Here is a 19,218-nt window from a genome sequence, read left to right on the forward strand (position 1 = left end):
GTCAGACTGAGAGGACGTCATGACGTCAGCCAAGCCACTGCCCGCGCGCGCCCAGGTCGTCATCGTCGGTGGCGGCGTCATCGGCACGAGCGTCGCCTATCACCTGACCAAGTTCGGCATCACCGATGTCGTACTCGTCGAACAGGGCCAGCTGTCCAGTGGAACCACCTGGCACGCAGCGGGTCTGGTCGGGCAGCTGCGCGCATCGGAGGGGATGACGCGGCTGGTGCAGTACTCCACCGAACTCTATTCGGAACTGGAGGCCGAAACGGGACTATCCGCCGGCTACAAGCAGTGCGGCGGCGTCACCGTCGCCCGGACCGAGGACAGGATGGTGCAGCTTCGCCGCACCGCCACCAACGCTGCGGCGTTCGACCTGCAGTGTGAACTGCTCACTCCCGAACAGGCTTTAGAGCACTACCCGGTGATGCGGATCGATGATCTCGTTGGTGCGATCTGGCTGCCCGCCGACGGTAAAGCCAACCCCACCGACCTGACGTTCGCACTGGCCAAGGGCGCGCGCAACCGCGGCTGCCGGATCGCGGAGAGAACGCGGGTGCTCGACGTGCTCGTCACCGACGGCCGGGTCAGCGGAGTGCGCACCGATGCAGGCGATATCGAGGCGGACGTCGTCGTCAACTGTGCCGGCCAGTGGGCCAAGCAGATCGGGGCGATGGCCGGCGCCAACGTGCCCCTGCACTCCGCCGAGCATTTCTACGTCGTCAGCGAGACGATCGACGGGGTCCACCCGGACCTTCCGATCCTGCGCGACCCCGACGGCTACACCTACTTCAAGGAGGAGGTCGGCGGGCTCGTCATCGGCGGTTTCGAACCGGAAGCAAAACCGTGGGTTTCACCTGATGCGATCCCGTATCCATTCGAATTTCAACTGCTGGAAGAGGATTGGGAACATTTCGAGATCCTGATGAACAGCGCGCTGCTGCGGATCCCGGCGCTGGAATCGACAGGAATCAAGAAGTTCTACAACGGGCCGGAGAGCTTCACGCCGGACAACCAGTTCATCCTCGGCGAGGCGCCACAGTGCCGGAACTTCTTCGTCGGCGCGGGGTTCAACTCCGTGGGCATCGCCACCGCGGGCGGGGCGGGGCGGGCACTGGCCGAGTGGATCGTCAACGGCGCGCCGACCACCGATCTCACCGGAGTCGACATCCGCAGGTTCGCCCCGTTCAACGGCAACAACCGATGGCTGCATGACCGGGTGGCCGAAGTCCTCGGCATCCACTACGAAATCCCATGGCCGAACCGGGAAATGACAACAGCGCGGCCGTTCCGCCGGTCGCCGGTGCACCATCTGCTCGACGCGGCGGGCGCCAATTTCGGCAGCAGGATGGGCTGGGAGCGCGCCAACTTCTTCGCCCCGCCGGGCTCGGCGCCGACGATCGAATACACGTGGGGCAAGCCGAACTGGCTGCAGTGGTCGGCGGCCGAGCAGGCGAGCACCCGTTCGGGTGTCACGGTGTTCGACCAGACGTCGTTCTCGAAGTACCTTCTCGTCGGTCGTGACGCCGAGGCCGCCCTGCAATGGTTGTGCACCGCCGATGTCGGCGTCGAGGTCGGGCGTGCCGTCTACACCGGCATGCTCAATGCCCGCGGCAGCTACGAGTCCGATGTCACGGTGACCAGGACAGCCCCCGACGAGTACCTGATCGTCAGCAGCGCGGCGACCACCGAGCGGGACAAGGACCACATCGTCAGGAACATGCCCGACGGGGCCAATGCGCATCTCGTCGACGTCACATCGTCGTACGCGGTGTTCGGGGTGATGGGGCCGCGATCGCGAGACCTGTTGTCGGAGTTGACCGATGCCGACCTGTCCAGCGACGCGTTCCCCTTCGGATCCAGCCGTGTGATCTCGTTGGGCTACGCCACCGTCCGCGCGACGCGCATCACCTATGTCGGTGAGCTCGGCTGGGAACTCTATGTGCCCGCCGAGTTCGCCGTCGGCGTGTACGAGGAACTGATCGCGGCAGGGCAGCGATACGGGATCGCGCGGGGTGGCTACTCGGCGATCGAATCGCTGCGACTGGAGAAGGGTTACCGCGCATTCGGCCGGGAGCTCACGCCCAGTGAGAATCCCGTCGAGGCAGGGTTGCTGTTCGCGTGCAAACTCAAGACCGACATTGCGTTCCTCGGGCGTGCGGCGGTCGAGAAAGCGCGGGCCGACGGTGTGCGTAAGAAACTCGTCGGCTTCGCGGTCGACTCACCGGAGCCGATGCTCTGGGGCGGCGAGCTGATTCTGCGCGACGGTGAGGTGGCGGGGCAGGTGACGTCGGCGGCGTGGGGGCAGGCGATGGGGGCAGCGGTGGGGCTGGCCTACCTGCGGGCGGGAGACGGGTCGGTCATCGACGCCGGCTGGGTGCGACAGGGTGAGTACCAGGTCAATGTCGGGGGCGAGCTGTTCCCGATATCGGTGTCGCTGCGTTCGCTCTACGATCCGGCCGGCGAGCGCATCAGGGGCTGAACTGCCCGGTCGGGCAGGGTGGAACCCTACATCTGTTCAGCTAGACAGGTGTTCAGATGAAGGAATAGGCTCCACGGTGTGAACACTCACCTCGTCGCCATGCATATGAGCGACGGCATCGTGAACGCCCCGGTCTCGCTGTTGTTCGGGGTCATCGCCATCATCGCCCTCGGGGCGTGCGCCTTCAAGGCGCGCGAAGAACTCGACGAGCGCACGGTGCCGCTCGCAGGGCTGGTGGCCGCATTCATCTTCGCCGTGCAGATGGTGAACTTCCCGATCCTGCCCGGAGTCAGCGGTCACCTGCTGGGTGGCGCGCTCGCGGCGATCCTGGTCGGGCCCTACACGGGGGCACTGTGCGTCTCGATCGTGCTGATCGTCCAATCGCTGTTGTTCGCCGACGGCGGCGTGACGGCCCTCGGAACAAACATCACCAACATGTCGGTGATCGGTGTGGCAGCGGGATACGCGACCGCCGTTCTTCTCTATCGCGTCGTGCGGCGGGGTCGTCACGACGTCGCGGTGCCGCTCGTCGGTGCCGTCGCCTTCTCCGCCGCGGTCGTGGGAACTGTCTGCGCCGCAATGGGTTTCGTTCTCGAATACGCCCTCGGTGGGGCCGCGTCGGCGTCCCTCGGCACCGTGGCGGCCTACATGTTCGGCACGCACGTGCTGATCGGTGTCGGTGAAGGCATCATCACGGCGCTCACCGTGATGGCCGTCGTCCGGGCTCGTCCGGACCTCGTCTACCTGCTTCGCGCCAACAGGAAGCCGTCGGAGGTGACGGTGTGACCGAGATGCCGCAGCGCCGCTGGTGGTTCTGGATCGGATTCGCCGTCGTCACCCTGCTCATCGCCGGTGGTGTCTCGTATTTCGCCAGCTCCAGTCCCGACGGTCTGGACTCGGCGACGTTGCAGGGGTGCGAGATCGTCGAGACCGCCGATGGCGAGCAATTGCGGGGTGAGTGCATTGCCCAGCACGCCGAAGAACATTCGATGGCCGACTCGCCGCTCGCCGACTATGCGATCGGCGGCCAGGAAGGCACCGGCGGACTCGCCGGAATCGTCGGCGTCGTCGTGACGGTCGTCGTGGCCGGTGGCGCGTTCTGGCTCATCGCCCGATCCAGGGCGAAGCCGAAGTCGACACCCGGGAGCTGACGTGGGAGGCGGTCACGCTCATCCGCTGTACCGTGACGACGATTCGCCGGTGCACCGGCTGCCCGCCGAGGTCAAGATCGTCGCTCTGGTGGTGTTCGTCCTCGCGGTGGTGGCCACGCCGCGGGAGCTGTTCTGGCCGTTCGGAATCTACGCCCTGATCATCGTCGCGGTGTGGTTTGCCGCCCGGATCCCGCTGCTGTGGATCCTGCCCCGGATGCTGATCGAGGCCCCCTTCATCGTGCTGGCGGTGCTGCTGCCGTTCTCCGAGGGCGGCGAGCGGGTGCAGGTTGCCGGCATGCACCTGTCGGTGGCCGGGCTGTATGCCGCGTGGGGCATCGTCATCAAAGGCACGCTCGGCGTCGCGGCCTCGCTGACGGTGGCCGCCACCACCACCGCCGCGGAACTACCCGTAGCGCTCAGTAGGCTGCGGATGCCTGCGGTGATCGTGTCGGTGCTGACGCTGATGATCCGCTACATCGACGTCCTGACCGCTGAAGCGCGCAGGATGCGGATGGCGCGGATCTCGCGTGGCGACTCGCCGCGGATGCTGCATCAGGCGGGTGCGACGGCGAAAAGCGTTGGAGTGTTGTTTCTTCGCTCGTATGAACGGGGTGAGCGCGTGTACCTGGCGATGCTGTCGAGAGGCTTCGACGGGCGTGTGCCAGCGCTGGCGGTGGGTGCGGGATGCGTGGCGTCCGCGACACCGCGGGAGTGGGCGTCCGCCCTGGCCCCCGCAGGGGCGGCGGTCTCGGTTGCCCTGGCCTCGTGGGTGACGCTGTGACACCGGCGATCCGCGTCGCGGGGTTGCGCTACGCCTACCCCGACGGGCACACCGCGCTGCGCGGCATCGACCTCGATGTCGCGGCCGGTGAGCGTGTCGCGCTCCTCGGCCCCAACGGCGCAGGCAAGACAACGTTGATGCTGCATCTCAACGGAGTCCTGAGCGCACTGCAGGGCACCGTCGAGATCGGCGGGATCACGTTGTCCCGCAGTACCCTCCGCGAAATCCGGCGCAGAGTCGGCTTGGTGTTCCAGGATCCCGACGACCAGCTGTTCATGCCGACACTCGCACAGGACGTCGCCTTCGGGCCCGCCAACTTCGGGGTGAAGGGCGCTGAGCTGGACGCCCGCGTCGCACGCGCGTTGGAGATCGTCTCGATGACCGATCTGGCCGCGCGCAGCCCGTCGCACATGTCGGGCGGGCAGCGACGCCGGGCGGCGCTCGCGACCGTCCTGGCCTGCGAACCGGAAGTGCTCGTCCTCGACGAACCGTCGGCCAACCTCGATCCGGTGGCGCGCAGGGAACTCGCCGAGACGCTGTCCGGCCTCGACGCCACGATGCTCATCGTCACCCACGACCTGCCCTACGCGGCGCAACTGTGCACCCGCGCGATCGTCATGGACGGCGGCGCGATCGTCGCCGACGGACCGATCGGTGAGGTGCTGTCAGACTCGGAACTGCTCGCCGCGCACCGGCTCGAGCTGCCGTGGGGTTTCACCGTCGGATCCGCCTGAGCTCGGCGCCGAGCCCACTGGCGCGGGCAGACGTATGATGAAAGTCGTTGTCCCGGAATCTGATCGAGCCGCAATCGTGCCGCCGTGCGATTCGACGATCGACGCCGCGATGGACAGGCCCAGCCCGAAACTGCCCGTCTGGCGCGACCGTGACGTGTCAGCCCGCACGAAGCGCTCGAACAGGTGGGGGAGCAGTGCGGCGTCGATCCCGGGTCCGTCGTCGGTCACCGACATCTCGACACAGGCCTTCCCGTCGTCGGTGAGCCCTGCGTATAGCCGCGTCGTGACCGTCGTCCCCGCCGGGGTGTGCACACGCGCGTTGGACAGAAGGTTGGCCAACGTCTGGTGCAGCTGCGCCCGATCGCCGCGCACCCAGACCGAATGCCCGGGAAGGTGCGTCATCCACCGGTGTGTCGGCGCGGACACCGTCGCATCATTGACCGCGTGCGACACCAGATCGGTCAGGTCGATGTCAGTGGTCTGCAGGTCCTGGCCCTCGTCGAGGCGAGCCAGCAGGAGTAGATCGGAGACCAGCGAGCTCATCCGCTGCGCCTCGGCCTCGATGCGTGCCAGCGAGTACTCCGTGGTCTCAGGCAGCACCGCGCTGTCCTGTCGGGTCAGCTCCGCGTAGCCGTGGATCGCCGCCAGCGGCGTGCGCAGCTCGTGGCTGGCATCGGTGATGAACTGGCGCATCCGCCGATCCGACGCCGCGACGTCGCCCAGCGCCTTCTCGACATTGTCGAGCAGCCGGTTCAGTGTGTCGCCGACCAGCCCCACCTCGGTGCGGGGATCGGTGTCACCGGCGGGCACCCGCGGCGTGATCGCGTGGTTGTCACGGTCGAGGGGAAGGGCCGCGACCTCGGCCGCGGTCCCGGCGACACGGCGCAGCGGACGCAACGCGAAGCGGACGATGGCGACGGTGCTCAGCGCGGTGATCACCAGGGCGATCGCGGTCATCCCGGACACGATGGCGGTCTCCCGCACCATCGCGTCCCACGCCGGCGTCCGGGACACCCCGGTCACGAGGATCTCGTTCCCGTCGCCGGGCCGGCCGACCATGCGGTACCAACCCAGACCGGGCAGCTCGATGCTGCGGGGTTGCGGATCGACCCACGACTGTTCGGCGATGGTCGCGACGGCTGACGGGGGAGCCTGCCGCGCGTCGCCGTCTCCGAAGAACGCCGAATCCACCACCTCGCCGTCCTGGATCAACGCGACGACGTTGCCGGGCGCCTGGCCGATGAGGTTCGTCAACGGCTTCATCGACCCGGGGTCAGGCAGCTCCCCGTCCGGGCCCGGCGTACTCCGGTATTTGGCCACCGAGTTCGTGCATCCGTCGGCGGCACCGGACAGCTGGGCGTCGATGATGCCGAGCACCGATGCGCGCAGGCTCACCACGGACATCGTGCCGATCGTGACGAGGGCGACCATGACCACCACCGAGACGCCGATGACCAACTGCCGCAGCAGCGTCCAGCTCTGCCACACCTTCATCATTCCAGCGGCCATCATTCCGGCGGCCATCATTCCGGCGGCCGCAGCATGTAGCCGACACCGCGCACGGTGTGAATCAGCGGTTCGCGGCCCGCATCGATCTTCTTCCGCAGATACGACACATACAGATCGACGATGCTGGAGCGGCCGCCGAAGTCGTAGTTCCACACCTGGCGCAGAATCTCATTGCGGTCCAGGGCTTTCCGCTGGTTACGCATCAGCAGGCGCAACAACTCGAACTCCGTCGTCGTCAGCGAGACCGCTTCACCGGCGCGCGTCACCTCCCGGCTTGCGGCGTCCAGGGTCAGATCGCCCACGGCCAGTGACTCGTCGTCCTCGGGGGTGAGGTAGGCCGACCGCCTCAGGAGCCCGCGCAACCGGGCGACGAGCTCTTCGAGCGAGAACGGTTTCGTCATGTAGTCGTCGCCGCCTGCGGTCAATCCGGTGACGCGGTCGGCCACCGAATCGCGTGCGGTCAGGAACAACGTCGGGGTATAGGTGCCGGAATCCCGAAGTTGGGCCAGCACACCGAGTCCGTCCATATCGGGCAGCATGATGTCGAGGACCAGCAGGTCAGGGGTGTTCTCCCGATACTTCGCGACGGCCTCGGCGGCGTCGTGGGCGACGTCGATCTCCCAGCCCTCGTACTTCAGCGCCATCCGCACCAGGTTGGTCAGCGCGCGTTCATCGTCGACGAGCAGCACACGGATGGGCGACCCGTCAGCGCGATACATCCGCGGCAGCTTGCCCAGGATCGCGCGACGGGGGCCCTGATCCTCGACCGGCGCAGACGTCATCGGCCCATTGTCGCGCGTCGGTCGGGGGCCCGTCACCACCTTCATAGAGATCTCATAGGTCTGCCGTCCACCTGCTACGGCACCGTTATTGACATGTGCGAAAGTCATTGCCGGACATGTGAATTGTCTATGAGAGTGGCTGGACCCGGTACCGCGCCGACGAGAATGGGCCTACCTAGCAGCAGCATTCGAGGGGAAAGGTCCTACCGCTTCATGTCGACAGACACACTGCCCGAGACCAGGGCGACATCGCAGGTCGAGTTCGCTCTCGGCACCTTCCGGATCATCGTGGCCCTGCTCTTCATGATGCACGGCACCGCAAAGCTGTTCGGCTGGCCCGACGGCACACCCGCGGCGCTCGGCGCCTGGCCGGCCTGGTGGGCCGGCGTGCTCGAGATCGTGCTGGGCGGGCTCATCGCTGTCGGCCTGTTCACCCGGCCCGCCGCGTTCATCGCCTCGGGGATGATGGCGGTGGCCTACTTCTGGATGCATTTCCCGGACGGCTTCTGGCCCATCGTCAACGGCGGTGAGACGGCGGTGCTGTACTGCTTCGTGTTCCTGCTGTTGGTGGCGACCGGCCCAGGGGCGTTGGCGGTGTCACGGCGCTGACCCGGAAACCCTGACATGGTGGTGGCCCCGGTCGACCGGCCGGGGCCACTGTCATGTGTGAAAGACGAACGACGCAAACAGTTTTCACATCGTCTGCATATCTTTGGGTTTCCTATGCACCTCTGGGATACCGCATCCCGCGTTCGTAGATTTGACATCAACAGACCGGGACGAGATTCGGAGGCGCCCAGCATGACCACGATGACGGATACCCACCTCGAACGATTCGAGCGCGACGCACTGCCACTGCTCGACACCCTCTACCGCGCGGCACGGCGCTACACAGGCAACGCCGCGGACGCCGAGGACCTCGTCCAGGAGACGATGCTGAAGGCGTACGCGGCCTTTCATCGTTTCGAAGAGGGAACCAATATCCGTGCCTGGCTGCTGCGGATCCTGACCAACACGTGGATCAAGTCCTATCGCAGAGCCCAGTGCAGGCCGGCGGAGGTCCTGTCCGACAACGTCACCGATGCGCAGCTGTCCGCGCACGCCGACCACTCGTCGTCCGGGCTGCCCTCGGCCGAGCTGGCTGCGCTGCAAGCCCTCGGCGACGACGAGGTCAGGCATGCGCTCGCGCAGCTCAGTGAGGATCAGCGCCTCGTGGTCTACTACGCCGACGTGGAAGAGCTGCGGTACAAGGAGATTGCGCTCATCCTCGACGTGCCGGTCGGCACTGTGATGTCGCGCCTGCACCGCGGGCGGTGCGCTCTGCGCGCACTGCTGGCGGGCGTCGCCGCGGACCGCGGCTACCTGCGCGGTGCGGCGGCGTGACCGTCAGGCGTGGGCGTGGGTGTGCTCGTCGGTGAGATCGCTCTGGTGCACATGCTCGTGCGAATGTTCGACGCCGTCGTGTTCATGCGCGTGAGAGTGCTCGACGTGGCTGTGGTCGTGGCCGGTATGCGCATGCTCATGGCTGCCCGAAGAATGTTCGTGCTCGTGGCTGTGGACGTCACTCATCGTGATCGGTTTCCTTTCTGCCGTTGATCTTTGGTCGGCAACTGCTGGACGACGTCGTTACGGTGGTGTCCCGGCGCGCCGGGACCCGCGTGTTCGGCGTTGAACACCGCATCGACCACCAACTGGCGGACGTGGTTGTTCTCCAGTCGGTAGAACACCTGGGTGCCCGACCGCCGGGTCCGGACCAGCCGGCCCATGCGTAGTTTCGCCAGGTGCTGTGAGACCGACGGCGCCGGTTTGGCGACGATGTCGGCCAGATCATTGACCGACCGTTCGCCATCCGCCAGTGCCCACAGGATCTGAACGCGGGTGGAATCGGAGAGAAGCCGGAAAACCTCGACGACGAGAGCGACCTCGTCGTCGGGCAACCGCAACCCATCCTGGTTACCTGCATTCATACGCAGATAATAGCGCGACGTCGGCGCTGCGGCCAGACATCGAATCGAGTTGCGCCGCGAGCGTGCGCTCACGGCGACGAAAACCCCGAAATCTCGCCCTGGACGCACAGTCGGCGGAGAGCCCTAATGCCGCCGAGGCCGCGGCTTTTGTTTAATGCCGCCGAGGCCGCGGCCATGGCGGCTCGCCACACAGCGCCAACAACGCATTCTCGATCACCTCAGGCAGGGCCGGATGAATCCAGTACTGACCACGAGCCATCTCCTGCGCCGGCAGGTCGAACGCCATCGCCTGAATGATCGGCTGGATGATCGACGACGCCTGGTGCCCCATGATGTGCGCACCGAGCAGCAAGCCGGTGTCGTCGTCGACGATCAGCTTGGCGAACCCGGTCGAATCCTCCATCGCCCAGCCGTACGCGACGTCGCTGTAGTCCTGCACCTTCGATCGAATCCTGTAACCCTTTGCGCGCGCTTCATTCTCGGTCAGGCCGACCGAGGCGATCTGTGGCTCGGTGAACACCGCCGAGGGAACGTTGCGATGGTTGGAGGGCATCAGAATCTCGGTGTCGTCCCAGTCCTGCAGCAGGTTGTGCTTGACGACGCGGGCCTCGTGGTTGGCGACGTGCTTGAGTTGGAACGGTGAGCTGACATCGCCGAGTGCGAAGACGTTTCGCGCTGTGGTGCGCTGGAATTCGTCGACGACGACGAGGCCGTCCTCGACGTCGACCCCGGCCAGGTGCGCGTCGAGCTGATCCCCGTTGGGGATCCGTCCGGTGGCGACGAGCAGCGCGTCACCACGCAATGTCGAGCCGTCGTCGAGGTGCAGCGTGACGCCCGACTCGTCCGATTCGCCGTGAACGATGTTGCGGCGACTGTGAATCGCCCACTTCTTGGCCGCGATGTCGGTGAACCGTTCGCACAGGGTGTCGTCGCAATGCGTCAGCATCGTCGTGCCGCGCAACACGATCGAGACGCGGGAGCCAAGAGACGAGAAGACATGCGCGAACTCTGCGGCGACGAATCCACCGCCCACGATCACGAGATGCTCGGGGAGATCAGAGATCCGCATGATCGTGTCGCTGGTGTGATAAGCGACGCCGCAGTCGAGAATCGCCGGCGGCACCGTCGCTCGCGCACCGGCGGCGATGACCACCTGCTGTGCGGTGAACTCGTCCCCGTCATCGGTGCGCAACCGGTATCCGTCACCCGAATCGGGACCGGCGAATTTGGTGTGGCTGGCGAACACCGTCACGTTCGGCGACGAGCGCCGGTACTGCTCGCCGCCGCTGGCCAGCGGGTCAATGCGGCCGAACACCCGCGACACGATGTCGGGCCACCGCACACCGTCGACGTGCCCGTCGACGCCGTACCGGCTTGACTCCCTGATCTGTTCGGCCACCCCGGCCGCGTACACGAACATCTTCGTCGGGATGCAGCCGACGTTGAGGCACGTCCCGCCGAACACCCCCTGCTCACAGATCGCGACCCGCTTGCCGTCATAACGTTCGTCGAGAATCGAGTTACCGGAACCGGTTCCGATGATCGCGATGTCGAAGTCAGCCATGGTCTGTGCTCCCGTCCGATGGTGTGGCGGCCAGATACCAATCCAGCCAACGATCCAGCTCCGCGTAGGCCTCGGCGCGCGGCCCAGGCAGTGACAGGAAGACGTCGTGCTTGGCGTCGGGGATCGGCACCACCGTCGTCCGGTTGCCGATACAGCCGGCCCACCGCGCGATCTGCGACACCTCCAGCACCGCGTCGCCCCGCTGGATCAACTCCGGGTCGGCGACTTCGCGCACGCTGTGATCGGAACGCAACACGAGATTGGGCACGCCGACATCCAGCCCGCGGTGCAACTTGGCCTGTCCGCGCCGGATCGCGTGAATCCAGCCGAAGGTGACCGGGAATCCGCCAATCGGCTTCCAATTCAGGTTGTAGTCGAAGTCGCCGGAGTAGTTCCGGTGCAGTGTCGTGCCGTAGCCGCCATCGGGGACGGGCTTGCGTACCACCGAGTGCTTACGGAAGCGACGCATCGCCAGCAACGCCGCCGACGTCGGGGGTGTGCGCAAGATCGCATGTCCCTGCAGATCGAGCCACGGAGCGTTCAGGACGAGACCGCCGACGTTCTTACGCGCGGTCGCGCCGGCGACACGCAACCGGTCCAGCCACAGCGACACCACCAGCCCGCCCGCGGAGTGGCCGTAGACGAGGATGCGAGGGCCGGATTCCGCCGCGATGGCGTCCAGCGCCCGCTCCAACTCGACGTCGTAGCGGGCCAGGTCGGTCGTGAAGTGCGGCGTCTGCCCGTCGCGGTGCGAGCGTCCACATTTGTGCAGGTCCAAGGCATAAAAAGCGAAGCCGCGCGCCGCGAAATGGTCCGCCAGCTCGGTGTTGAAGAAGTAGTCGGTGAAACCGTGCACCATCAGGACCGCGTGCTGGGCTGACGAGTCCTGCTCGCCGCGGCGCACCAGTGTGGCCTCCAGCTCTCCTTCGCCGTCGGGGTCGGGCCCCAGCGCAAAGGTGCGCTGCCAGTATCCGGGCAGCACGTCGGGCTCCCATCCAGGCACGTTCGCCACCCTAATGGCGCGAGGCGGCCACGGAGCCGTCTGGGCAGTGGTCGGCCCCGTACCGCCGCGCGCGGCGGGATAACCTGAACACCGGTAAGCCGTGTGGAACGGGCCCCTACCACGAAGGACCCACGAAAAGGTGTCAGAAGCAGAGAAGACCGACGTCCTGCTCATCGGTGCCGGCATCATGAGCGCCACCCTCAGCGCGCTCCTGCGGCTGGTGGAACCGACCTGGTCGATGACGCTGGTCGAGCGTCTGGACGGGGCGGCCGCCGAGAGCAGCGACCCCTGGAACAACGCAGGCACTGGCCACTCCGCGCTGTGCGAACTGAACTACACACCGGCCCGGCCCGACGGCTCCATCGACATGGCCAAGGCCGTGAACGTCAACGAGCAGTTCCAGGTGTCGCGGCAGTTCTGGGCCTACGCCGTGGAAAACGGAGTCATCCCCGACGTCCGCAGCTTCCTCAACCCCATCCCGCACGTGAGCTTCGTGACCGGCGCGGACAACGTGCAGTACCTGAAGCGGCGCCAGGAAACGCTGGCCGCCAACCCGCTGTTTGCCACGATGGAATTCATCGACGACCCCGACGAGTTCGCGCGCCGGCTGCCGCTGATGGCCGAAGGCCGCGACCTGCGCGAGCCCGTCGGTCTGAACTGGACGCAGGACGGCACCGATGTCGACTTCGGTTCACTGTCGCGCCAGCTGCTCGGCTTCGGCGCCCAGCACGGTCTCGCGACGCTGTTCGGGCACGAGGTCACCAACCTGAGCCGCAACTCCGACGGCTCGTGGGCGGCCAAGGTCGTCAACCGCCGCACAGGCCAGAAGCGCACCATCCACGCCAAGTTCGTGTTCGTCGGCGCGGGCGGCGGCGCGCTGCCGCTGCTGCAGAAGGCGGGCATCGAGGAAGCCAAAGGCTTCGGCGGATTCCCGGTGGGCGGCCAGTGGCTGCGCACCGGCAACGCGGAACTGACGGCCAGGCACCAGGCCAAGGTTTACGGACTGCCGCCGTTGGGCGCCCCGCCGATGTCGGTGCCGCACCTCGACACCCGTGTCATCAACGACCGGTCGTGGTTGCTGTTCGGTCCGTTCGCCGGGTGGTCGCCGAAGTTCCTCAAGCAGGGCAAGGTGACCGACCTGCCGTTCTCGGTCAAGCCGGACAACCTCGTGTCGATGCTCGGCGTCGGGCTCACCGAGATGGGTCTGCTGAAGTACCTGATCGGCCAGCTGCTGCTCAGTGAAGCCGCGCGTGTCGAGAACCTGCGTGACTTCGCGCCCAGCGCAAAGGATTCCGATTGGGAGCTCGACATCGCAGGGCAGCGGGTGCAGGTCATCCGTAAGGCCAAGGGCAAAGGCGGCACGCTGGAGTTCGGCACGACGGTGCTGTCGGCCGCCGACGGCAGCATGGCGGGTCTCCTCGGCGCGTCACCGGGCGCGTCGACCGCGGTGCCCGCGATGTTCGACGTCATGAAGCGGTGCTTCGCCGACCGGTATCCCAGTTGGGAACCCAAGCTCAAAGAGATGGTGCCGTCGCTGGGAACCCCGCTCTCGGGCGAGCCGAAGCTCTTCGAAGAGATCTGGGCGCGCGGTACCAAGATCCTCAAACTCGACAAGCCCGCGGGCGGCGTGCCGGCCACGACCAACCGCGAATCGACCGCGGGCACCGAGCACACACCGACAGCAGCGACCGTTTGACGCAGGACTCCCGGATGACAGTGGCCCTGCGTCGCAGCTGGGCGCAAGACCTCGACGCCGCAACGCTCTACGAGTTGCTCAAGCTGCGCGTCGAGGTGTTCGTCGTTGAGCAGGCGACCCCGTACCCCGAACTCGACGGCCGCGATCTGCTGCCCGAGACCCGGCACTTCTGGCTGGAAAGCCCTGAGGGAGTAGTCATTTCGACGCTGAGATTGATGGAGGAGCATCCAGCGGGGCAGAAGGCCTTCCGCATCGGACGGGTGTGCACGAAACGCACCGACCGCGGCCACGGGCACACCGCGAGACTGCTGCAGGCAGCGCTCGCCGAGGTCGGAAACTACCCGTGCCACATCAACGCCCAGACTTACCTGGAGGAGATGTACGGCAGGCACGGCTTCGTCCGTGACGGCGACGAATTCCTCGACGACGGAATCCCGCACGTGCCGATGGTCAAGCAGTGACGGCGCCGGACACCTCGACGCCGATCTATCCGTTCAGCGCGGTGATCGGGCACGACCGACTGCGGCTGGCGCTGGTGCTGTGTGCGGTGCGGCCCGACATCGGGGGAGTGCTGATCCGCGGCGAGAAGGGCACCGCGAAGTCGACCGCGGTGCGCGGCCTGGCGAAGGTTCTGACCGCCGCCTTTGCTGCCGCAGGTGACGACGGCGGGCAACTGGTGGAGCTTCCGATCGGCGCCACCGAAGATCGCGTCGTGGGATCGCTTGACCTGCAGAAGGTTTTGCGCGATGGCGAGCATGCGTTCTCGCCCGGCCTGCTGGCCCGGGCGCACCGAGGCGTGCTCTACGTCGACGAGGTGAACCTGCTGCACGACCATCTCGTCGACGTGCTGCTCGACGCCGCCGCGATGGGCCGGGTGCACATCGAACGCGACGGTGTCTCGCACAGCCACGACGCCCGGTTCGTGTTGATCGGCACGATGAATCCCGAAGAGGGCGAACTGCGTCCGCAGCTGCTCGACCGGTTCGGGCTCACCGTCGACGTCGCGGCCTCCCGCGAGGTCGATGTGCGTGCCGAAGTGATCCGGGCTCGCCTGGCCTACGAGGCGGATCCGTTCGCCTTCTCCGAACGTTATGCCGACGCGGACGCCGAACTGGCGAGCCGAATCGCCGCGGCGCGCGCCTTGGTGGGCGATGTGGTGTTGCCCGACAACGAGTTACGGCGCATCGCGGCGCTGTGTGCGGCGTTCGACGTTGACGGCATGCGGGCCGATCTCGTGGTGGCGCGCACGGCGATGGCGCATGCGGCCTGGCGCGGTTCGACGACGGTCGAGGAAGAAGACATCCGGGTGGCGGCGGAACTGGCGCTGCCGCACCGCCGCCGCCGCGATCCGTTCGACGACCCCGGCCTGGACCCCGACCGGCTCGACGAGGCGATGGAACAGGCCGGCGAATCCGCTGACGCCGAGCCGGAACCGGACCCAGAACCCGAGCCCGATCCGCCGGGGGGCGGCTCAACAGAAGCGGGCGACGGGCAAGCGCCACAACAGGATTCGACCGGCGAGAAGTCGGCGACGACCCGCCAGAGTGCGCCGCCGTCGGCGACGTTCAAGACCAAGTCGCTCGTCGTCCCCGGGGTAGGGGAAGGGGCGCCCGGCCGTCGGTCCCGTGCGCGCAACCGCACCGGGACGGTCATCTCCGCGACCGAGGACGGTGGCCACGGCATGCACGTGTTCGCGACGCTGCTCGCCGCGGCAGGCAGGCAGTCCGCGCCGGGCGCGGTGCGGCCGGGCCCCGACGACGTCCGTCGCGCTATTCGCGAAGGCCGCGAAGGCAATCTGGTGATCTTCGTCGTCGACGCGTCGGGCTCGATGGCGGCCCGCGACCGGATGTCGGCGGTCAGCGGTGCGACGCTGTCGCTGCTGCGCGACGCCTACCAGCGCCGCGACAAGGTCGCCGTCATCACGTTCCGCAAGAACGATGCCAGCGTGCTGCTGCCGCCGACCTCATCGGTGTACATCGCCAGCCGGCGGCTGAACCGATTCGACACCGGTGGCAAAACGCCGCTGGCGCAAGGACTTCTGGCTGCCCGCGACATGGTGGTGCGGGAGCGGGCGCGTGACCGTGCGCGTCGCAGCCTCGTCGTCGTGCTGACCGACGGCCGTGCGACCGGTGGCCCCGATCCGCTCGGCCGGGCCCGCACGGCGGCGGCCCGCCTGGTGGCCGAGGGTGCCGCCGCAGTGGTCGTCGACTGCGAAACGTCCTATATCCGGCTCGATCTCGCGCAGGACCTGGCGCGACATCTCGGCGCGCCGTCGGTGCGACTGGCCGAACTGCGGGCCGACAATTTGACGGCCCTGGTCAAGGGCGCTGCGTAGAAGGGTGATGCGATGCCTCAGGGGCAACCGCTGACGGTTCCGAACGACGGCTTGACGACGCGGGCGCGACGCAACGCCCCCCTTCTCGCGGTGCACACCGGTCCGGGCAAAGGGAAGTCGACGGCCGCATTCGGGATGGCGCTGCGGGCGTGGAATCAGGGCTTCGACATCGCGGTGTTCCAGTTCGTCAAGAGCGCGAAATGGAAGGTCGGGGAGGAGACGGCACTGACGGAACTCGGCCGGGCGCACGACGAGCGCGGAGTCGGCGGTCCCGTCGAATGGCACAAGATGGGGTCGGGCTGGTCGTGGACCCGCAAGGCGGGGACGGAGACCGATCACGCTGCCGCCGCCGCTGACGGCTGGGCCGAGATCGCGCGGCGGCTGGCCGAGGAGCGTCACAGCTTCTATGTGCTCGACGAGTTCACCTATCCACTGAAATGGGGCTGGGTGGACACCGAGGAAGTGGTCGCGACGCTGGCGAACCGGCCCGGCAACCAGCACGTGGTGATCACCGGGCGCGATGCGCCGCAGGCTCTGATGGATGCCGCCGATCTGGTGACCGAGATGACGAAGGTCAAGCATCCGATGGATGCCGGCCGCAAGGGCCAGAGAGGCATCGAGTGGTGAGCACGCCCGCGGTGGTCATCGCAGCGCCGGCCTCGGGGAGTGGGAAGACGACCGTCGCCACCGGGCTGATGGGTGCGCTGCGGCGCGCCGGTCACCGTGTTGCGCCCTTCAAAGTCGGTCCCGACTTCATCGACCCCGGCTACCACGCGCTGGCGGCCGGCAGCCCGGGTCGCAACCTGGACCCCGTGCTGGTCGGTGAGCGCCTCATCGGCCCGCTCTACCGGCACGGCAGTGATGACGCCGACATCGCGGTCGTCGAGGGGGTGATGGGCCTGTTCGACGGCCGCATCGGTGACGCCACCGTCGGCCCCGCGCAGGGCTCCACCGCGCACGTCGCGGGCCTGCTCGGCGCTCCCGTCGTCCTCGTCGTCGACGCCCGGGGTCAGAGCCACAGCATCGCCGCGCTGCTGCACGGCTTCGCCACCTTCGATCGCTCCGCGCGCCTGGTCGGCGTGATTCTCAACCGTGTCGGGTCACCGCGCCACGACGACGTGCTGCGACAGGCCTGCGACCACGCCGGTGTGCCGGTGCTCGGGTCGATTCCGAGGACCGACGAACTCGCCGTGCCGTCACGCCACCTCGGGCTCGTGACGGCTGTCGAACACGGCCGTCGAGCTACCGCCGCCGTGGCGGCCATGACCGACCTCGTGGCCCGCCACGTCGACCTCGAGGCGATCACACGCGTCGCTGCGAGCCGCGTCGTCGACCAACCCTGGTCGCCGGCGGTGGCGCAGACCGAAAACGTCACCGTCGCGCTGGCCGCGGGCAAGGCATTCACCTTCGGTTACGCCGAGCACCGGGAGATCCTGCTCGCGGCCGGGGCCGAGGTCGTCGAGTTCGATCCGCTGTGCGACCAACTGCCGCCGGCGGCATCGGCGCTTGTGGTCGGTGGCGGATTCCCGGAGGAGTTCGGCACGGAGTTGTCGGCCAACGACGTGGTCCGCCGCCAGATCAAGGCGCTGGCAGCCGTCGGGGCGCCGGTACACGCCGAGTGCGCGGGGTTGACCTACCTCGTCGACGACCTCGACGGGCATCCGATGTGTGGTGTGCTGGCGGGGTCGGCGTCGTTCACGAAGTCCCTGACCCTCGGATACCGCGACGCGGTCGCTGTGGCGGATTCTCCGCTGCACGCTCTGGGCGATCGCATCACAGGTCACGAATTTCACCGCACCACAGTGCAATTCGCTGAGGGCCGATCACCCGCCTGGCGTTACGTCGGACGGGCGGGGCAGGTGATCGAAGACGGCGCCGTGGCGGGCGGTGTGCATGCCGGTTATCTGCACACCCATCCCGCCGCGCACCCGGAGGCGGTCGCGCGCTTCGTCGCCGCTGCCGCAACCTTTAAGCTCGCCGGGTGAGTCCTGAGACCGACAACGCCTATCTGGTGGGCCTGCGCCTCGCGGGCAAGAAGGTCGTCGTCGTCGGCGGCGGTACGGTCGCCCAGCGGCGCCTGCCGTTGCTGGTCGCCAGCGGCGCCGATGTCCACGTGATCACCAGGGCCGCCACCCCGGCGGTCGAGGCGATCGACGGAATCACCTTGACAATGCGGGAGTTTCGCGACGGCGACCTCGATGGTGCCTGGTATGTGATCGCCGCCACTGACGATCCTACCGTCAACGCGGCGATCGTCGCCGAGGCGGAGAGCCGCCGGATCTTCTGCGTGCGCGCCGACATCGCGATCGAGGGCACCGCCGTCACCCCGGCCTCATTCGACTACGACGGCCTGTCGGTCGGCGTGCTGGCCGGCGGGGAGCATCGCCGGTCCGCGGCTATCCGTAACGCCATCCATGAGGCGCTGCAGCAGGGACTCATCGCCGACAGCGGGGACTCCGGCGCCGTCAAGGGCGGGGTCGCCCTCGTCGGCGGAGGCCCGGGCGATCCCGAACTCGTCACCGTGCGGGGCAGGCGGTTGCTGGCCCACGCCGACGTCGTGGTCGCCGACAGGCTGGCGCCTCAGGAACTGCTCGCCGAGCTGTCGCCCGACGTCGAGGTGATCGATGCGGCGAAGATCCCCTACGGCCGCGCGATGGCTCAGGACGCGATCAACGACGTCCTCATCGCGCGGGCCAGGGAAGGAAAGTTCGTCGTCCGCCTCAAAGGCGGTGATCCGTTCGTGTTCGCGCGCGGCTACGAAGAGATCATCGCGTGCGCCGAAGCCGGAATTCCGGTGACGGTTGTGCCGGGTGTGACAAGTGCCATAGCGGTTCCTGCGCTGGCCGGTGTTCCCGTCACGCACCGCGGTCTTACACATGAGTTCGTGGTGGTCAGCGGGCATCTGGCGCCAGACCATCCCGAATCGTTAGTGAATTGGGATGCGCTCGCCGCAATGAGCGGGACCATTGTTTTGCTGATGGCGGTCGAGCGGATCGAATTGTTCGTCAAAGTCTTACTGGAAGGCGGCCGACCAGCGGATACGCCGGTCCTGGTGGTTCAGCATGGGACGACGTCGTCGCAGCGGACTTTGCGGGCGAGCCTTGTCGAAACTCCGGAACGGATTCGTTCGGACGGGATTCGACCTCCCGCGATCGTGGTAATCGGGGCGGTGGCCGGCTTCGGCGCTTAAAGGATTCTTAAGATTACTGTAAGG

The 19,218-nt window shown here is 67.3% G+C and carries 19 protein-coding genes; 13 read left to right on the forward strand and 6 right to left on the reverse strand.

Translation table 11 applies throughout. The annotated features are described in order from the left end of the window. Positions 1–19: 19 nt before the first annotated feature. The 5 genes from P9A17_RS10165 (at position 20) to P9A17_RS10185 (ending at position 5,148) form a co-directional block, all read left to right on the forward strand. On the forward strand, positions 20–2,482 hold the full coding sequence (locus P9A17_RS10165; RefSeq protein WP_278038408.1) for an FAD-dependent oxidoreductase: 2,463 nt from the start codon (positions 20–22) through the stop codon (positions 2,480–2,482). A gap of 78 nt (positions 2,483–2,560) precedes the next feature. Beyond that, the gene (locus P9A17_RS10170) at positions 2,561–3,268 is read left to right on the forward strand and encodes an energy-coupling factor ABC transporter permease (protein WP_278038409.1); all 708 of its coding nucleotides are present in this window, start codon (positions 2,561–2,563) and stop codon (positions 3,266–3,268) included. Positions 3,269–3,273: 5 nt separating this feature from the next. Further along, positions 3,274–3,633, forward strand: coding sequence for a PDGLE domain-containing protein (locus tag P9A17_RS10175; RefSeq protein WP_278038684.1), 360 nt, complete (start codon positions 3,274–3,276; stop codon positions 3,631–3,633). A 1-nt stretch (position 3,634) separates the two neighbouring features. Beyond that, on the forward strand, positions 3,635–4,414 hold the full coding sequence (gene cbiQ, locus P9A17_RS10180; RefSeq protein ID WP_278038410.1) for a cobalt ECF transporter T component CbiQ: 780 nt from the start codon (positions 3,635–3,637) through the stop codon (positions 4,412–4,414). Further along, a complete protein-coding gene (locus P9A17_RS10185) occupies positions 4,399–5,148 on the forward strand; it encodes an ABC transporter ATP-binding protein (protein ID WP_278038411.1) in 750 nt (249 codons plus the stop codon). Before cbiQ ends, P9A17_RS10185 begins: the two co-directional genes overlap by 16 nt. On the opposite strand, the gene P9A17_RS10190 is transcribed toward P9A17_RS10185, so the two are convergent. Continuing rightward, on the reverse strand, positions 5,080–6,642 hold the full coding sequence (locus tag P9A17_RS10190; RefSeq protein WP_278038685.1) for a HAMP domain-containing sensor histidine kinase: 1,563 nt from the start codon (positions 6,640–6,642) through the stop codon (positions 5,080–5,082). The genes P9A17_RS10185 and P9A17_RS10190 overlap by 69 nt on opposite strands. A gap of 29 nt (positions 6,643–6,671) precedes the next feature. Next, the gene (locus P9A17_RS10195; RefSeq protein ID WP_278038412.1) at positions 6,672–7,439 is read right to left on the reverse strand and encodes a response regulator transcription factor; all 768 of its coding nucleotides are present in this window, start codon (positions 7,437–7,439) and stop codon (positions 6,672–6,674) included. A gap of 213 nt (positions 7,440–7,652) precedes the next feature. Between P9A17_RS10195 and P9A17_RS10200 the strand changes: the two genes are divergently transcribed. Together P9A17_RS10200 and P9A17_RS10205 are read left to right on the forward strand one after the other, a co-directional pair. Continuing rightward, entirely contained in the window at positions 7,653–8,048 is a 396-nt protein-coding gene (locus tag P9A17_RS10200; protein ID WP_278038413.1) for a DoxX family protein, read from the forward strand. A 201-nt stretch (positions 8,049–8,249) separates the two neighbouring features. Continuing rightward, complete coding sequence (locus P9A17_RS10205; RefSeq protein ID WP_347403831.1) at positions 8,250–8,822, forward strand: sigma-70 family RNA polymerase sigma factor; 573 nt, start codon at positions 8,250–8,252, stop codon at positions 8,820–8,822. A gap of 3 nt (positions 8,823–8,825) precedes the next feature. Here the strand turns inward: P9A17_RS10205 and P9A17_RS10210 are convergent, their stop codons facing one another. From P9A17_RS10210 to P9A17_RS10225, 4 genes are all read right to left on the reverse strand, one after another. Then, positions 8,826–9,008: a zinc transporter Slc39a7 gene (locus P9A17_RS10210; RefSeq protein WP_278038415.1), complete on the reverse strand. Its 183-nt coding sequence runs from the start codon at positions 9,006–9,008 to the stop codon at positions 8,826–8,828. Further along, a complete protein-coding gene (locus P9A17_RS10215) occupies positions 9,005–9,406 on the reverse strand; it encodes a metalloregulator ArsR/SmtB family transcription factor (protein ID WP_278038416.1) in 402 nt (133 codons plus the stop codon). Before P9A17_RS10215 ends, P9A17_RS10210 begins: the two co-directional genes overlap by 4 nt. Positions 9,407–9,557: 151 nt before the next feature. Continuing rightward, positions 9,558–10,970, reverse strand: coding sequence for a mycothione reductase (mtr, locus tag P9A17_RS10220; protein WP_278038417.1), 1,413 nt, complete (start codon positions 10,968–10,970; stop codon positions 9,558–9,560). Next, positions 10,963–11,973, reverse strand: a complete 1,011-nt coding sequence (locus P9A17_RS10225) for an alpha/beta hydrolase (RefSeq protein ID WP_278038418.1) — start codon at positions 11,971–11,973, stop codon at positions 10,963–10,965. The genes mtr and P9A17_RS10225 overlap by 8 nt, the downstream gene beginning before the upstream one ends. A 139-nt stretch (positions 11,974–12,112) precedes the next feature. Between P9A17_RS10225 and mqo the strand changes: the two genes are divergently transcribed. From mqo to cobA, 6 genes are read left to right on the forward strand one after another with little or no spacing between them, the layout of a single operon-like run. Continuing rightward, a complete protein-coding gene (mqo, locus tag P9A17_RS10230; protein ID WP_278038419.1) occupies positions 12,113–13,669 on the forward strand; it encodes a malate dehydrogenase (quinone) in 1,557 nt (518 codons plus the stop codon). Between the two features lie 14 nt (positions 13,670–13,683). Continuing rightward, entirely contained in the window at positions 13,684–14,130 is a 447-nt protein-coding gene (locus tag P9A17_RS10235) for a GNAT family N-acetyltransferase (protein ID WP_278038420.1), read from the forward strand. A gap of 23 nt (positions 14,131–14,153) precedes the next feature. After that, on the forward strand, positions 14,154–16,004 hold the full coding sequence (locus P9A17_RS10240) for a magnesium chelatase subunit D family protein (protein WP_278038686.1): 1,851 nt from the start codon (positions 14,154–14,156) through the stop codon (positions 16,002–16,004). Between the two features lie 12 nt (positions 16,005–16,016). After that, a complete protein-coding gene (cobO, locus tag P9A17_RS10245) occupies positions 16,017–16,631 on the forward strand; it encodes a cob(I)yrinic acid a,c-diamide adenosyltransferase (RefSeq protein ID WP_278038421.1) in 615 nt (204 codons plus the stop codon). Further along, complete coding sequence (locus P9A17_RS10250) at positions 16,628–17,989, forward strand: cobyrinate a,c-diamide synthase (RefSeq protein WP_278038422.1); 1,362 nt, start codon at positions 16,628–16,630, stop codon at positions 17,987–17,989. Before cobO ends, P9A17_RS10250 begins: the two co-directional genes overlap by 4 nt. After that, positions 17,986–19,194, forward strand: a complete 1,209-nt coding sequence (gene cobA / locus P9A17_RS10255; RefSeq protein ID WP_278038423.1) for a uroporphyrinogen-III C-methyltransferase — start codon at positions 17,986–17,988, stop codon at positions 19,192–19,194. Before P9A17_RS10250 ends, cobA begins: the two co-directional genes overlap by 4 nt. Positions 19,195–19,218: the final 24 nt, after the last annotated feature.

It is taken from the genome of Mycobacterium sp. 236(2023) (assembly GCF_029623955.1).
In the GTDB taxonomy this organism is placed as follows: Bacteria; Actinomycetota; Actinomycetes; order Mycobacteriales; family Mycobacteriaceae; genus Mycobacterium.

Bases quoted from the DNA above. Each gene is read 5' to 3' on its own strand.
- P9A17_RS10200 (WP_278038413.1), top strand. From the start codon at position 7,653: ATGTCGACAGACACACTGCCCGAGACCAGGGCGACATCGCAGGTCGAG.
- P9A17_RS10210 (WP_278038415.1), bottom strand. From the start codon at position 9,008: ATGAGTGACGTCCACAGCCACGAGCACGAACATTCTTCGGGCAGCCAT.
- P9A17_RS10215 (WP_278038416.1), bottom strand. From the start codon at position 9,406: ATGAATGCAGGTAACCAGGATGGGTTGCGGTTGCCCGACGACGAGGTC.
- P9A17_RS10165 (WP_278038408.1), top strand. From the start codon at position 20: ATGACGTCAGCCAAGCCACTGCCCGCGCGCGCCCAGGTCGTCATCGTC.
- P9A17_RS10190 (WP_278038685.1), bottom strand. From the start codon at position 6,642: ATGAAGGTGTGGCAGAGCTGGACGCTGCTGCGGCAGTTGGTCATCGGC.
- P9A17_RS10235 (WP_278038420.1), top strand. From the start codon at position 13,684: ATGACAGTGGCCCTGCGTCGCAGCTGGGCGCAAGACCTCGACGCCGCA.
- P9A17_RS10195 (WP_278038412.1), bottom strand. From the start codon at position 7,439: ATGACGTCTGCGCCGGTCGAGGATCAGGGCCCCCGTCGCGCGATCCTG.
- P9A17_RS10205 (WP_347403831.1), top strand. From the start codon at position 8,250: ATGACGGATACCCACCTCGAACGATTCGAGCGCGACGCACTGCCACTG.
- mtr (WP_278038417.1), bottom strand. From the start codon at position 10,970: ATGGCTGACTTCGACATCGCGATCATCGGAACCGGTTCCGGTAACTCG.
- cobO (WP_278038421.1), top strand. From the start codon at position 16,017: ATGCCTCAGGGGCAACCGCTGACGGTTCCGAACGACGGCTTGACGACG.
- P9A17_RS10175 (WP_278038684.1), top strand. From the start codon at position 3,274: ATGCCGCAGCGCCGCTGGTGGTTCTGGATCGGATTCGCCGTCGTCACC.